The 15,582-nt window shown below is 38.5% G+C and carries 13 protein-coding genes and 1 pseudogene; 10 read left to right on the plus strand and 4 right to left on the minus strand.

Annotated features, from left to right (window positions below; translation table 11 throughout):
- The 3 genes from AACU32_RS19160 to AACU32_RS19170 all read left to right on the plus strand — a co-directional run bounded on the left by AACU32_RS19160 (position 1) and on the right by AACU32_RS19170 (position 3,853).
- The gene (locus AACU32_RS19160) at positions 1-2,127 is read left to right on the plus strand and encodes an amylo-alpha-1,6-glucosidase (RefSeq protein WP_096602349.1); all 2,127 of its coding nucleotides are present in this window, start codon (positions 1-3) and stop codon (positions 2,125-2,127) included.
- A 61-nt stretch (positions 2,128-2,188) separates the two neighbouring features.
- Positions 2,189-3,127, plus strand: a complete 939-nt coding sequence (locus tag AACU32_RS19165; RefSeq protein WP_096602350.1) for a cation diffusion facilitator family transporter — start codon at positions 2,189-2,191, stop codon at positions 3,125-3,127.
- Between the two features lie 285 nt (positions 3,128-3,412).
- Positions 3,413-3,853: a cupin gene (locus AACU32_RS19170; RefSeq protein WP_096602352.1), complete on the plus strand. Its 441-nt coding sequence runs from the start codon at positions 3,413-3,415 to the stop codon at positions 3,851-3,853.
- A gap of 102 nt (positions 3,854-3,955) precedes the next feature.
- Here AACU32_RS19170 and AACU32_RS19175 read toward each other — a convergent pair whose 3' ends face one another.
- The gene (locus AACU32_RS19175) at positions 3,956-4,264 is read right to left on the minus strand and encodes a DUF2231 domain-containing protein (RefSeq protein WP_339378692.1); all 309 of its coding nucleotides are present in this window, start codon (positions 4,262-4,264) and stop codon (positions 3,956-3,958) included.
- A gap of 408 nt (positions 4,265-4,672) precedes the next feature.
- On the opposite strand from AACU32_RS19175, the gene AACU32_RS19180 reads away from it, so the two are divergent.
- From AACU32_RS19180 to AACU32_RS19205, 6 genes are all read left to right on the plus strand, one after another.
- Positions 4,673-5,902, plus strand: coding sequence for a zinc-dependent alcohol dehydrogenase (locus AACU32_RS19180; protein WP_096602355.1), 1,230 nt, complete (start codon positions 4,673-4,675; stop codon positions 5,900-5,902).
- Positions 5,903-6,177: 275 nt separating this feature from the next.
- Entirely contained in the window at positions 6,178-7,473 is a 1,296-nt protein-coding gene (locus AACU32_RS19185; protein WP_096602357.1) for a cation:proton antiporter, read from the plus strand.
- A 39-nt stretch (positions 7,474-7,512) separates the two neighbouring features.
- Positions 7,513-8,301, plus strand: coding sequence for an alpha/beta fold hydrolase (locus AACU32_RS19190; RefSeq protein WP_096602359.1), 789 nt, complete (start codon positions 7,513-7,515; stop codon positions 8,299-8,301).
- A gap of 15 nt (positions 8,302-8,316) precedes the next feature.
- Complete coding sequence (locus AACU32_RS19195; RefSeq protein ID WP_096602360.1) at positions 8,317-10,077, plus strand: alpha/beta hydrolase; 1,761 nt, start codon at positions 8,317-8,319, stop codon at positions 10,075-10,077.
- A gap of 398 nt (positions 10,078-10,475) precedes the next feature.
- Positions 10,476-11,375: a DUF3267 domain-containing protein gene (locus tag AACU32_RS19200; protein ID WP_096602362.1), complete on the plus strand. Its 900-nt coding sequence runs from the start codon at positions 10,476-10,478 to the stop codon at positions 11,373-11,375.
- Positions 11,376-11,479: 104 nt separating this feature from the next.
- On the plus strand, positions 11,480-12,079 hold the full coding sequence (locus AACU32_RS19205; protein ID WP_096602364.1) for an SH3 domain-containing protein: 600 nt from the start codon (positions 11,480-11,482) through the stop codon (positions 12,077-12,079).
- Positions 12,080-12,153: 74 nt separating this feature from the next.
- Here AACU32_RS19205 and AACU32_RS19210 read toward each other — a convergent pair whose 3' ends face one another.
- Positions 12,154-12,999, minus strand: a complete 846-nt coding sequence (locus AACU32_RS19210) for a DUF2382 domain-containing protein (protein ID WP_096602366.1) — start codon at positions 12,997-12,999, stop codon at positions 12,154-12,156.
- A gap of 445 nt (positions 13,000-13,444) precedes the next feature.
- On the opposite strand from AACU32_RS19210, the gene AACU32_RS19215 reads away from it, so the two are divergent.
- The gene (locus AACU32_RS19215) at positions 13,445-14,356 is read left to right on the plus strand and encodes an S-layer homology domain-containing protein (RefSeq protein ID WP_096602368.1); all 912 of its coding nucleotides are present in this window, start codon (positions 13,445-13,447) and stop codon (positions 14,354-14,356) included.
- On the opposite strand, the gene AACU32_RS19220 is transcribed toward AACU32_RS19215, so the two are convergent.
- Positions 14,353-15,078, minus strand: coding sequence for a hypothetical protein (locus AACU32_RS19220; protein WP_096602370.1), 726 nt, complete (start codon positions 15,076-15,078; stop codon positions 14,353-14,355). The two genes, AACU32_RS19215 and AACU32_RS19220, sit on opposite strands and share 4 nt — an antisense overlap.
- An 8-nt stretch (positions 15,079-15,086) precedes the next feature.
- A pseudogene (locus tag AACU32_RS19225) lies at positions 15,087-15,571 on the minus strand (LLM class flavin-dependent oxidoreductase); the annotation flags it as partial.
- Between the last annotated feature and the right edge of the window lie 11 nt (positions 15,572-15,582).

Consider the following 15,582-nt stretch of genomic DNA (forward strand, 5'->3'; position numbering starts at 1 on the left):
ATGCCTACAAAAGTTACTGTCAATTCGGGTTTAATAACTATTAACGATGGTTCCTCTTTTTTAGTAACGGCTAGTGATGGTTCCATCGACGAAAATTTACCTCAAGGTTTTTTTGTTTGGGACACACGGCTAATTTCTTACTACGAAATTTCCCTCAACCGCTGCCGACTTTCGCTGTTAGCCTCTAGCAATATCAGCCATCATGATGCCCTTTATCAATTTACTAACCCACAACTTCCTATTATCAACGGCTCTTTACCCCCTGGTAGTTTGCTTGTAACCGTTGGGCGAGACATTGTGGAAGGTATGCATGAAGATATTGATATAACTAACTATCACAATGAAGTTGTTAAATTTCAATTAATGCTAGCTGTGCGTTCTGATTTCGCGGATATTTTTGATGTTAAATCACAACAAATATTAACGCGAGGTCAAATACAAACCACATGGAAAAATGGTGTACTCACTACTGAATATTGCAACGGCTCTTTCTTGCGAGGTATTGTGATTGAGCCAGTTTGTGGTACTTCTAAGCCACGCTATGCCAATGGTCGTTTAATGTTTGATGTGGTCATCGCTCCTGGGAAAACATGGCACACTTGTGTCAATTTTACAGCCTTAGCAGATGGAAAAGTTTTCAAACCTCAAAATACCTGCGCTGTACCTCACAATACAAAAGCGGGAAAGGTTAGGGATGAATTTCTGACTAATGCCACAAAGTTGCGATCGTCTAATGCTGAAATTGCCGAATACTATCAGCAAGCGATCGCAGATATGGGAGCGTTACGCATTGAGGTGGATGATAATGGACATCAATTTTGGATGCCTGCTGCTGGTATTCCCTGGTTTGTTGCTGTTTTTGGGCGTGACTCAATAATTGCTAGCTTGCAAGCGATCGCAGTTTATCATGAATTTGCCCGTGGCACGTTACTCAAACTGGCTCAACTCCAAGCAACTGAGTTGGATGATTGGCACGATGCCCAACCGGGCAAAATGCTGCACGAAATGCGCCGCGATGAGTTAACTACATTAAATCTACTTCCATATCATCCCTACTACGGAACAGTAGATACTACCATCCTTTGGATTGTTACTTTAGCTGAAGCCTATAACTGGAACGCCGATGTCAGTATGCTTGATGAGTGTCGAGCGCCACTTGAAAAGGCCCTAAATTGGATTGACAAATACGGCGACTTTGACAGCGATGGCTTTGTTGAGTATTTAACTCATTCGTCAAAAGGATTACGCAATCAAGGTTGGAAAGATTCGGGTGATGCAATAGTTTACCCTGATGGGCAGTTAGTTGAGCCGCCAATCGCTTTGTGTGAAGTGCAAGGTTACGTTTATGATGCATGGCTGAGGGCAGCTGTAATTTATGAAGTTTGGGGCGAAAAAGAACAAGCCAAAAAGCTACGTCAAAAAGCCGAAGAACTTTATCAACGATTCAACGATCGCTTTTGGATGGAAGAGGAAGGCTTTTACTGTCTGGGCTTAGATAATAACAAGCAACAAATTAAGTCTATCGCCTCAAATCCTGGTCATCTCCTCTGGTCTGGTATTGTCCCACAGGAACGAGCAAAAAAACTTGTTAACCGACTTTTTCAACCAGATATGTGGTGTGGTTGGGGTGTACGGACTCTTTCATCTGAAAATCCGGCATATAACCCGATTAGTTATCAACGGGGTAGTGTTTGGCCTCACGATAACTCTATTATTGCCGCAGGATTAAAGCGATACGGCTATCACCAAGAAGCTAATCGCATCGCCGAGGGTATTTTTGCTGCTGCTAGTTATTTTCAAGCTGGGCGAATGCCAGAATTGTTTGCGGGAATTGAACGCCAAGATAATAACTTTCCAGTCCCCTACCCAGACGCTAATATACCCCAAGCTTGGGCTGCTGGTTCAATTTTCTTACTCATTCGTACTATTTTAGGACTCGAAGCTGATGCTTCAAAACCACAGTTAAAAGTACAGCCAAATCTACCAGATTTCTTACCCGATTTAGAACTCACAAATTTGTCCGTGGGAGACGCTACGGTGGGATTACGCTTTTGGCGCGATGGCGAACAAACTCAATGGGAAGTTACCTATCTTGATGGTGGATTAGAAGTTTCTACTACAAATTAGGAATTGCTCTAAAACTATTCTGATAATTGATAAAAATGTTTAGAAGCTAATATTTACAATCATGGCAACTGATTCATCTAAAAAAACAATCTTTGCGGCGATGGGGTCGAATTTAGCGATCGCTATTACTAAATTTGTCGCTGCTTCTATTACTGGCAGTTCTGCCATGATATCTGAGGGTATTCATTCAATCGTAGATACTAGCGACCAACTATTACTTTTGCTGGGAATTAGCAGGAGCCAAAAACCAGCAGATGATAGTCATCCTTTTGGTTACGGTCAAGAACTTTATTTCTGGACTTTTATCGTTGCTATCCTCATCTTTGCCATTGGTGGCGGGATGTCAATTTATGAGGGAATTACTCATTTAATTAACCCTAGCCCTTTAGAAGACCCAATGTGGAATTATATTGTGTTAGGTATGGCAATATTATTGGAGGGTTTTTCTTGGACTGTAGCTTTAAAAGAGTTTTTGCCGACGAAGGGTAAACAAAATTTTTGGCAGGCTATCAAAAGCAGTAAAGACCCCACAGTAATTACAATATTATTTGAGGATACTGCGGCGATTTTAGGTTTATTTGTTGCCTTAATAGGCATATTTTTAGGTCATCTATTTAATAATGTTTATTTGGACGGTATCGCCTCAATTATTATTGGCATTATCTTAGCTATAGTAGCAGTGGTACTAGCGAGAGAAAGTAAAGGATTATTAGTTGGTGAAAGTGCCGAGCCTCAAACTATAGCTAATATCCGTTCTTTATCAAAAACGGAACCAGGAGTGAAAGAAGTTATCCGAGTGCTAACAATGCAACTTGCTCCCAAAGAAGTATTACTCAACTTAGAACTTCAATTCTCTCACAATCTTACAGGTGAAGAAATAGCTTTAACTGTAGAAAGTTTAGAAGCAAACATTCGCCAAAAGCATCCTGAGATCAAACAAATTTTTATTGAAGCTAAATCCTTAACCACTGCTCGAAGAACTTCTCAAACTTCTCAATAAATTTTAATCAAATAAATATCAATTACAGCGCTGAACTCTACAATAAATTATGATAAAAATTCTTGGTCAAGGACAAGCATTTGGTTCACCAGGTATCGAGCCTCGCTATTGCACCAGCAAAAAACTTGTTTAAACTTTATGATAATCAGCAACAGCCCATCAACTTTAGCTTTTTCTGGATTAAAAGCAGCAAATGGGAAGGACGCAATTATACGATTAGAATTTCGTAATTCCTAATTTCTAGTTCGCCTTTCAATACATTTCGGATCAAAAAGAGCCATTATTATGCAGAATAACTCATCACCGAAACCAACAATTGAATACTGGCACGTCTGGGCTGACGACGACGGTATAAGTCACCAATCCCGTCGTCAAATTGAAGACTTCATTCAAAAAGGCATAGCCCCGGATACTTCACCGCAGTGGCTTTCTAATTTGAAACAGTCTGGTGCTACAATCACCTTCACTGTGCTACCTGTGGGATGGGTTGGTAACTGGCATGAAAACCCGAAACCCCAGTGGATCATCCCTTTGTCAGGACGCTGGTTTGTGGAGACTATGGACGGACAGCGAGTCGAGATGGGTGTTGGCGAAATTTCCTTTGGAGAAGATCAGGGTACAAAGGAGGATGCACAAGGCCGTAAGGGTCATCTCTCTGGAACCGTAGGCGATGGGCCAGCTGTTTTGATAATGGTTCAATTTGAAGAAACACCAAGTATGGAGTAGCTCTACTATTTTAGGTAATTACATTGATGTTAAACAATGCTTATTTCAATGTATGGGACAAGGCAATCAGCTAAAATAAATTTCTTTTGCCTTTTTCTGTTTTTATACAGCAGGCTGTACTGCTGTACCCACACCGTATTCATACACTAATTCTCCGCCATAGTGAGCGCCATAGAAAATTGCACCGACTGCGATCGCTGTAATGACAAAATAAATAATGGCAAATTTCGCCATCCTTTCTCTTGTAATACAGCGCCAAATCCACAACACTACAAACACTAACTTAGAAGTTATTTGAAAGTGTTCGTGATTCTCTAAAATTTCTTTGGCTTCTCCACTCACTTTAACTGTATGTTCGGCTTGCATTCCCGTAAAGACAGTGACATTAATTATGTATAGTTTCCCCTCTATTTAAATGTAGATGTTGAATTGGTAAGAAAATATTTCTTGAGATAGAGATATATTGTGTAAAATTGTCTAGTTCGGTTTTGTTAAATTTCTCTGGAAAATCCATCACGCCAAGCACCATCATTAAATTATTTTTGCAAGTCACTTACTATCCACACTCTCCACAGTTTATATCTTTCTAAAGGACGATAAGAAACTATAGCAATATCGATACTATAGTGTCTGAGTGTGTATGTCTTGTAGGCTAAAGTAAACTTAATCTTATTTTGGATTTAACTACATAAAGTTTAATTTTGTTATAAGTAGTCATGACTAAATTACATAAAGATTTTCTCTTTTTTGTAGGAGATAAAATTACCGCACAGAGTTTTGTTTTGAAATGTAAACCTCATAAATATAGGAGCATTTGTCATGAAAGCTGTAGTTTTTCACAGCATTGGAGATATTAGATTAGATAACGTACCAGAGCCAAAAATTAAAGACCCAACAGACGCGATAATTAGATTGACTGCCAGTGCAATTTGTGGCACAGATTTACACATGATTCGGGGAACATTCACAGGGATGAAACCCGGTACTATTCTCGGACATGAAGGGGTCGGTATTGTTGAAGAGATTGGTTCTAATGTCAGGAATCTTAAGGTAGGCGATCGCGTCGTCGTTCCCTCAACAATTGCCTGTGGCTACTGCTCTTACTGCCGTACAGGGTATCACGCTCAATGTGATAACGCTAATCCCCACGGACATAATGCTGGCACAGCCTTTTTCGGAGGCCCAGAAGCCGCTGGCCCCTTTGATGGATTGCAAGCTGAATATGCTCGGATTCCTTACGCCAATGCAGGGTTAGTCAAACTACCAAAAGAGGTTACAGACGACCAAGCAATTCTGTTGTCTGACATCTTCCCTACGGCATACTTTGGAGCCGATATTGCAGAGATTACACCAGGAGATACAGTAGCTATATTTGGTTGTGGCCCCGTTGGGCAGTTTGCGATCGTCAGCGCCAAGCTGTTTGGTGCAGGACGCATCATTGCAGTGGATACAATTCCCTCACGATTGGAAATGGCGCGTGATTTAGGCGCAGAAGTCATCGATTATAATGCCGAAGATCCGATTGAGGCGATCCGCGAACTGACTGGGGGAATAGGGGTGGATCGAGCGATCGATGCAGTTGGTGTAGATGCGAATGCTCCTGATAGTGGCCCAGCAGCTGTAAAAGCCCGACAAGAAGCAAAACAATTTCAGCAGCAGTTACAACAAATTGCCCCTAAAACTAATCCGCAAAATGGCAATTGGCATCCTGGTAATGCTCCTTCTCAAGTATTAGAGTGGGCAGTTCAAGCATTAGCCAAAGCTGGTACACTCTCAATTATTGGAGTTTATCCACCAAGCCACAATTTCTTCCCTATTGGCATGGCGATGAACAAAAATCTGACTATAAACATGGGTAATTGTAATCACCGCAAGTATATTCCTACTTTGGTAGATTTGGTTCGTAATGGCACAGTAGACCCCACAAAAGTCTTAACTCAAATTGAACCGCTAATGTCAGTTCTTGATGCATACAAGGCATTTGACAAACGGCAACCAGGCTGGGTGAAGGTAGAATTAGTACCAGGAAAAGCTTTAGCTAATGTTTAGAGTTTTGTCAGAATTCAGGAGTCAGAATTCAGGAGTCAGAAGGGTTAAATAATTTTGATGAATCAATTTACTCATCTACTAAATTACTTCTAAATTCTGACTTCTGACCGGAGGCGGAGCGTCTCCGGCTCCGCTCCTGGGTGCTGAATTCTTACAAAGTTTTTATCAAAACTGTGTTATGAACCGAAAATTTTACATCAACAAGTTACCCAACTTGCTGATAGTTTTTGCTTTTGAGCATAGGAGGTTGTACAGCAAAATTTGAAGTTTTTCTTATGGAAGAATCCTTGCAGATTACTATTTTGATCAGTGTAACGGTTGTGGCTGGTATTGCTGCTCAAGTTTTTGCTGGTTATTTTCAAATTCCTAGCATTGTCTTACTACTTTTATTTGGGATTCTTCTAGGGCGAGATGGTTTAGCTTTCTTAGATCCATCTTTGTTAGGTGTAGGGTTAGAAGTTGTAGTTTCGCTGTCAGTGGCGCTGATTTTATTTGAAGGTGGTTTAAATTTACAACTAGGAGAATTAAAAGCAGTTTCTACTAGTCTTCGCAATCTTGTTACTTTGGGAGTGTTAATTACTTTATTGGGGGCTGGAATAGCTGCACACTGGCTTAGTGAATTTCCTTGGACAATTGCTTTTCTTTATGCTTCTTTAGTAGTCGTCACAGGCCCAACAGTGATTAATCCTCTACTCAAACAAATTGGTGTTGAAAAACAAGTTGCAACACTTTTAGAAGGAGAAGGCGTTTTTATTGATCCAATTGGTGCAATTTTGTCTGTAATTGTGCTGCACTTTGTCCAGAGTGGAAGTGTGCAACCCCTAATCTTAATTAAAGGTTTGGTTTTGCGTTTGGGTATCGGTGGAGCAATTGGTATCAGCGGAGGCTGGTTACTATCTCAACTTCTCAAGCAAGATAAATTCCTCTTGCGAGAGCTAAAAAATCTAGTTGTTTTAGCTAGTGTTTGGGGTTTATTTAGTTTAGCGCAGGTGTTGCAGGGTGAATCTGGTTTAGTGGTTGCTGTAGTTATGGGAATAGTTTTAAGAGCTAGTCACCTATCTTCAGAGCCTTTGCTGCGTCGCTTTAATGAACAGTTGAGCATTTTATCTAATTCAGTATTGTTTATTTTATTAGCAGCAGATTTATCAATTGCAAGTGTTTTCGCTTTGGGTTGGGGTAGTGTGCTGACGGTTTTAGTCTTGATGTTGATAGTGCGTCCTGTTGATGTTTTGATATCTACTTGGAATCAAGGTTACACTTGGCAACAGCAATTATTTTTATGTTGGGTTGCTCCTCGTGGAATTGTAGCTGCTTCCTTAGCTTCTTTGTTTGCAGTTTCACTTGCAAAACACGGTATTAATGGCGGTGATTCGATTAAAGCTTTAGTATTTTTGACAATTATGATGACAGTCTTTTTCCAAGGGCTGACAGCTGGTTGGGCTGCCAGCCTGCTTAATTTAAGTTTAACTAGTCCACCCGATCAAAAGTGTTTACAATCAACCAATGATTATATCAATACACAAATAGTTGACGACAAAAATAGTACTGTTGCTAAATTAGTTGATTCTTAATTCAAATTCTTTCATAACTATCATCGATATTAATCTAATATGCTATCTAAAGTTCGCAGTCATTCTTATTTTATAAATACTCAACCATCTAATCCTAGCTACCCCTTATTTGTATTTCTACCAGGGATGGATGAGACGGGAAAAGAATTGATGTATATTCAAACAGCAGGTTTAGATACTGCTTTTGATGTACGTTGTTTTGTAATTCCACCGGATGATTTAAAAGGTTGGGATGAAATGACACAACAAGTAGCTGCTTTAACTCAGCTAGAACTAGAAAAAGCACCACGTTCATCTGTTTACCTTTGTGGCGAATCATTTGGGGGTTGCTTGGCGCTAAAAGTTTTAGAGAAATTTCCGCAACTATTTACAAGAGTTATTTTAATTAATTCTGCTTCTTCTTTTTCTCGTGTACCTTGGTTAATTATAGGTTCACTTTTATTTCCGTTGACACCAGAATTCTTTTATAAGTTCTCATCTTTTATAGCTTTGCCTTTTCTGGCTCATTTAAGTAAAATTTCATCTACTGCTAAAGAAGCCCTTCTAAAATCAACCCGTTCTGCACCTCAATCAACAGCTAATCAGCGTTTAACTTTGATGAGACAATTTGATGTTGACAAGCGAAAAATATCTCAAACTACTCAACCTGTCTTAATAATTGCTAGTAAATCTGATCGGCTTTTACCTTCAGTAGAAGAAGCACAACATTTAGCTAAGATTTTTCCTAATCATCAAATCAAGATTTTACCTGATAGTGGTCATGCCTGTTTGCTAGAAGACGATGTTAATCTTTACGAAATTTTAATTTCTGAAAATTTTATTTTGTAATACCAATTCATAAATATGAAGAAGTCACCATTGCTAAATTTTGATACAGTTCCAACGAGAATTACTAAATATTTCCGTATACGCAATACCAGAAAATATTTTGCTGCAATAAAAGGTGTTAAGCAGATAAAAAATAGTAATTTTGTAGAAAAAAAAGCACTTTGTATACAATTAGCTTTAGCCACCTTTGGCATTAGTATCTTGCCTACAATAACTGTTCGTCCGGCTTTAGGTGCAGAGCGCCTAAATTTTTCTTACGGTCTTTTAGAAGAATCTATTCCAATTAAATCACTTGATACCTATGCTAAAACAGGTAAGGTGGATGAGGATTTAGCTACATATACGAATTCTATAAATAAAAAGCAACTAACTCGATTACGAAAAGTCTTAGTAACTCCAATTTCTTTAAATGCCACAGAAATTTCTCAGTTTCTTTATACGCCAATTGGTGAGCGACTGTTAACAAATTTAGGAAAAGTTATTCAGACAGAATCTCATTTATCAGGTTTCTATGCAATTCGTGCAGCACTAATTTTAGCAGCAGCCACAGAGCCAAAAGATTTTACCCTTTTAGATGTGCTAGAAAAATTTCCTGCTCCATCAATTTCTATTAATTTGGCACGGAGTTTGGAAATTGCAGATACATTACAGGATTTGGTAAATCAAACCCAGGAGGCGGTAGCATTAATTAACCAACAATCTCAACAACAAGCAACTACTGTTTCTACAAATAAGGTTGCACCATTAATAAACCTAAGACAACCAGGAAGTTTTACTTGGCAAAAGCAGACTATTACGCTCAATGATGTATCACGTAGTCGGACTTTTCCTGCTGATATTTATTTACCAAAAACTCAAAAACCTTGCCCAATAATTGTAATTTCGCATGGGTTAGGTTCTGACAGAAACAGTTTTGCATATTTAGCTGAACATCTCGCTTCCTATGGTTTTGTGGTTGCTGTTCCCGAACATCCTGGTAGCAATTCTCAGCAGTTGCAAGCATTATTATCAGGTACAGCAGATAGAGTTACTAACCCTAGAGAATTTGTTGACCGACCTTTAGATGTGAAATATTTACTAGATGAACTCACTCGTTTATCACAATCTAACCCAGCATTTAGAGGACATTTAAATTTAGACCAGGTTGGTGTAGTTGGACAATCATACGGTGGTTATACAGCTTTAGCATTGGCGGGTGCAAAGATTAATTTTTCACAACTAGAAAAAGACTGTCCAGCCCCAGAAGATACATTAAATATTTCGTTATTTTTTCAGTGCTTGGCTATAGGTTTACCACAGGCTCAATATAATTTATCTGACTCGAGAGTGAAGGCGATTATTGCCATTAATCCTGTTGATAGCCAGATTTTTGGGCAAGACAGTCTTAGCCAAATTAAAATTCCGGTGATGATTGTATCTGGCAGTAATGATACAGTAGCTCCAGCTTTACCAGAACAGATTAAACCATTCACTTGGTTAACTACTCCCAATAAGTATTTAGCGCTAATAAATGGCGGTACGCACTTTTCAACTATTGCAGAATCATCAAATGCAGTTGTTCCGGTTCCTACACAAGTAATTGGTTCTAGTCCTGCATTAGCACGTAGCTATGTTGAAGCTTTAAGCGTTCCTTTTTTCAAAACTTATGCTGCCCAACAGCCAAGCTATCTTTCTTACCTCAGCGCAGATTATACTAAAACTATTAGTCAGAAACCACTACCTTTGAGTTTAATTAAATCTCTGAATAATCAACAACTACAACAAGCTTTTAAATAAAAATGTTGTACTTTCCACAGAGAATTTGCAGTTTTACAAATAAAATATTTGGTGTTGCATAAATGCGGGATTATTCATCGGGCTACGCCCCTTTTCTCTACGAGAGGCTACGCCAACGCAAACGCTAACACCCAGAGGCGCAAAAAGGATAAGAAGTTTTAAATTTCAATACGTGCAATTTCATCCCTTAATTCAGCAACGCCAAATATTTATTATTTGTAATTTTTACTTGCAACAATCTTTTTTTTAATTTTTAACCTTACAGACCAATTTTGATGTTTGAGTAAATTACATAAAATTTACATCAAAATAACTCGTTAATATAAACCCAGAGAGTGAGGAAAGAAACACGGGAAATGATTAGTCTGGAAAATAAGGGTAGCAAAGAGTAATGATTTATGAATCTGACAAATCGCCATCAGCCAATTTACGTATTTGAGCTTACTCCAGAAATATCACTAATTTGGACTACCTTAGGTTCATTACTGTTAATACTAGCAGCAGCAGGTGCAAGTTGGTATTACGCTATTATTCACGGAGAAACGCTGATTTTTAATGTAGAAAGTTCTGAAGGTGAACCTTGGCGAGGAATTATCCCCTTTGTGGTTTTATTTGTGATTACTTTTGGAACTATTATTATTCATGAATTCGTGCATGGAATTGCATTCGCTGCCTTTGGTGGTTCGCCACGTTATGGATTGAAAGTTAAATATTTATTACCTTTAGCTTATGCAACTTCACCTGGTAATTTCTTCCGCCGCAATAGTTTTATTGTAATTGGTCTAGCACCATTAATAGTGATTGATATTATTGGTTTACTACTACTAGCAATTTTTCCCCAAGCACCTTGGTTAATTTGGGTAATTGCATTCAATACAGGAGGTGCAATTGGCGATATTTGGATGGCGGTGCAATTATTACGTTGTCCACAATCAATTCGAGTTGAAGATAGGGAAGAAGGTGTGGCAATTTATGCACCTGCTAATGTGACTTGTCGAGAGCTTCCTTTTGATCAAACTGATAAAAGTAGACCTCGTTCAGTTGTTAAATACTTGTTAAATCTGACCTTAATGGCTTTGTGTCTGCTTTTAATTTCTAGTTTTTTGCTGATACCACTATTGAAAATCTTAGAAGTACCTTCGTTTATTATTGGCAATAATTATTTCTGGATTTTGCGTTGGCAAAATACTACTCAAGGATTTAGTCTTGGGTTTAACTGGATATCTCTTATAATACTGATTTTGACCTTCTTTTTCCTAGGATTTATAGCTAATATGTTTAAAAAACATAGTCAATGACTTGAATTTTAGATTAGGATTAGCTAGAAAAATAGATTTTGCATACATAAAATAAATAATTATATTTTTTCAATTTTTACATATCAATTGCAAGGAGATACTTGATGATTACTGGAACTCAACAAATTGGGATTCTTAAAACTAATAACCCCAATAACCAGAATTTGCAAATTAATATTCGTTCTGGCCCCTCGCTGAACAGCAATGTTAAACTCACAAAACCCGCTGGTACTCGTGTCAGTATTCTGGAGAAAAATCAGCCTTCTGGTGATAGATATTCTTGGTATCGTATCCGGTATGCGGATGGTACTAATGATATTGGTTGGGTACGTGAAGATGTGATTAATATTGTGCCAAATCCCAATCCATCAGAATCAGATACGCGGCTGTTTTTTGAAACCCAAAGCCGACAAGTACGTGTTTATGGTGGGGAACAGCCGTATATGAATGTCTATGTAAAAGCAACAGATAGCACAGACTTACTGCGTACTACTGCGGTGCGAATCCCCAAAAGCGATAATTACCAACCCTGGATTAGCTACATTGCACTTAAAGATAACAATGTCTATCAAGTGCGATTTATTCCTTTGACTCAAACTCAATCAGGTGAAGCTGAATTGATCATTGGTGACAGCAATAATGGTCGTATTTCTTTGCAGGAAAAAGGTTTTAGTATCCAAGGTTATGAATATAATCGATTGTAAAGAAGGTTTAAGGTAAGAATAAAGCGATCGCTTAGCGTTGCTTGCGATCGCTCAAAATTATAAATCTTCCCTATTTATTGCTTATTGCCCTTTTCCACAACTGGAAGACCTTCGCTATCTATATCTAATTCTTCGCGCCTAACTGTCTCACTAGCCTCTACTGTATCGGTATCTACAACCTTATTAACTCGGACTTCCTCGCTTAAAACAGCTTCTTTGGAAATATTTGGCGTTTCTTCGTAAATTTCTATACGAGCAACTTCACCATCGTGGAAGGCGTTTTGAGGATTGCTTGGTTTTGTATCTGTAGGATTTACACGCTCAATTATCACACGCTCTTTTTCTACGGGGACGGCTACACGAGCCGTTTCTGTTTGTACGTGTTTGCCAATTTTTACTTCACCAGCTTTGCGGCGTTTTTTGTTGGCTACTAAACGTTCTTCGTAAAGTTTCAGACTTTGTTTATCATGGTTATCAATGTTGTAAAGTGAAGGTTCTTGCTCGTAGTTGTAAGTGCTGCGATCGTACATGGCAGGCTGTGTTATATCAGAAGTGGTAAGAGAACCTCGATACACGCCACGGACTCTCTCCTCATAGTCGTAATCAACCTTTTCTAAATCATCAAAATTAGGCAGATTTTCTACTTGCTCCTTGGTTAAGCCTTTGGCATAAATGTGCTTTTCCGTGTAATGAATGTCAGCTAACCCAACAGGTAACAAAACCTTTTTACCAAAAACCCAGAAACCTGTATCTACAACAAAATAGCGGAAGTTACCTGTTTGCTCATCAACTAAAATATCTGATAATGAGCCTACTCTTTCATTACGGTTAGCATAAACATCAAATTTTTTGATGTCATCTAATTCAAAGGAATCCTCTTGGTAGTTGGGATAAAAATCTTCAAGCTTTACGAGTGCCATATTATTTGCCTCAGAGTTCAAAATTTTGATAGATAAGGATTGTAGGCAGTACCTACTTAAACCTGTATAGGCTACGCACCTTAAATCATCAATCCTGATTAATATTATATTTCTCAGATGATTATGATTGGCGCTCAATATAGGGCATAAGAAAAGTTTTATCGGAGGTCATCTCCGATAAAAGCTGTGGGGACAATCTTCAACAAAAATTTAGAGCAAATCTCACAATTGTGATGTGATTTTTATAGTTTCATAGTTTAGAACATAAAAGTGGAAAACTAGTGGAGAAATCAATTTATTTTTGATTGATAATACTGAATATATAATTTCACATTCTTTATAATCAATTTTCTTATACTTGAATATACCAAGAGGTAGAAAAAAATAGAGATGAGGGAGGTTAAGCTTAGAGATAAAAAGATTCCCAGTAATTAGGAGAATTATTATGTCTGACTGTATTAATAAATCATCAATAACTACAACTTCACTTTTTTTAGGATTGATAGCTTTAACCTGTGTTGTAGAACCTATGATTTTTGCAAATCCGCAAGCAGCCGTGGCTCAAAATTCAGAAGCTAACTTTCCCGACACCAAAAATCACTGGGCACAACCATTCATTGAAAGGTTAGCAGAACGCAACATTATTACCGGATATCCAGATGGCACTTATAGACCCAATGAGTCTGTCGATCGCGATGAATTTGCGGCAATTATTCGTCAAGCGTTCAACCAAAATCAAGAGCGAAAAATAGCCAGTGGTAGTGTTTATAAAGATGTTCCTACTGGCAATTGGGCAGCACCAGCGATTGAAGAAGCTTATGAAATGGGATTTATGCATGGTTTTCCGGGAGGATATTTTCGCCCTAGACAGCCAGTTTCCAGGGTGGAAGCATTAGTTGCTTTGGCGCAAAACTTAAATTTGACAACGCCAGTTGCAACTCAACCAAATAACCCTCAACCTGCTAGGAAACAGTTGTTATTTCCTATAGGAATGACTAATTTAATGCAGCCACTGATGAATGCTCAAGCCGTATATAAAACTGCTGCTGCTTCTTCCCCGCCAGTTCCGGCTTCTACTTTAGTTAGTAATTATTATACAGATGCTCAAAAGATTCCTCAGTATGCGGTTGATGAAGTAGCAGAAGCAACGAAAGCAGCTATAGTTGTCAATCATCCCAATCCTCAAGTTCTCAATCCTACTCAACCAGCTTCTCGTGGGGCGATCGCAGCTTTTATCTACCAAGCATTGGTTAATCAAGGAAGACTTGAACCATTACCTAGCAATATACAGGCTGCTAACTATATTGTTCGTCCCAGTGAATTGAGCAGTAATAATCCGCAAGAAGCTAACAATTAAAACGCTAACAAAAGAATTGCATAGCTGATTGTACCGACAGCAAAAGCCCAAAATCGACTTTCTCGTTCTTCTGGTAGTTCTTCTTTGAGTACATTCAGTACAACACCTCCAGCTAAAAAGCCGAAGAGAACTGCAATGGCTGCTTGATGAATTTCTGTAACAGTACCAATTACCCAACCAACAACGATCGCTGCTGCTAATAACCATCGTCCCAAGCGATCGTAAACTTGTTTGTGATTTTCGCGCAAACCATTATCATTAACTACAAAATGCAGCGCCATTGCGAAAGAAAAGAACAATAAACTCTTGATACCTGATTCTTCTCGGTGTACTAATAGGTAGCCAATTAAGGCGTTATAAACAGCAAAAGAAGCGATGTGTATCCAAAAAACCTCTGAGGAAGTTACATCCCCTTTACCTGTTTTTTGATTACGTTGACGTGACTTTTTAGCAAATCGCTCTAAGCCATAAAATACTGCTAAACCTGCAAGTGCTACCAAATAAACATGATGTTCTAAAAAAGCGAACCCAGTATCTAAACTATTTTGGAGAGTTTGTTGAGCTTTACTCAGTTCTGGCAAGATATGAACAAAAACATAAGCGACAGATACCCCACTACCAAAAGACAGCCAGCGACTACGTGGTGTATAGTCGAGGAATCGTAGTTTACCGGAAAATAAATGTACGATAGCTAGGGCGATCGCACATATTGCTGTGTACATCTTGATTCTTAAACCAAAGTGGGAATGACTTTCTCACCAAAAAGTCAATAAATTGTTTTTGTTCCCGATTAACGTTGTGCAGAATCAATTCATCAAACCCTAATTCCATATCTTTGTGCAACCATTCAATATGTTGTTGAGGATCTGGGGAAATGCGAACGTGCTCATATAACTCTTGGGATTGGACAAATTCCCCAGCTGCATCAAACTGTTGAGGAGTTATGAGTTCTGTCATCAAGATATTCTTAAAGATGTTATTGCGCCATTGCTGATGTGCTTTTTGGAGTGCGATTTCTTGATTGCGATCGTAAGAAAGCTGGACTTTTAAGATCATTGGCTTACCTTCACCTCTGCCTCTACGGAAAGCATCGACAACTTTTTTTAACTTCTCTGGTGGTCGGGAAATGGTAATCAATCCATCTGCCCAACTTCCTAGCCACTCTGCGGTTTCAACGGTAATAGCAGCGCTAATAATTAAAAGTATTGTTCGTGGGAAGCGTGATA

This window comes from Calothrix sp. NIES-2100, from assembly GCF_963875285.1.
In the GTDB taxonomy this organism is placed as follows: domain Bacteria; phylum Cyanobacteriota; class Cyanobacteriia; order Cyanobacteriales; family Nostocaceae; genus Aulosira.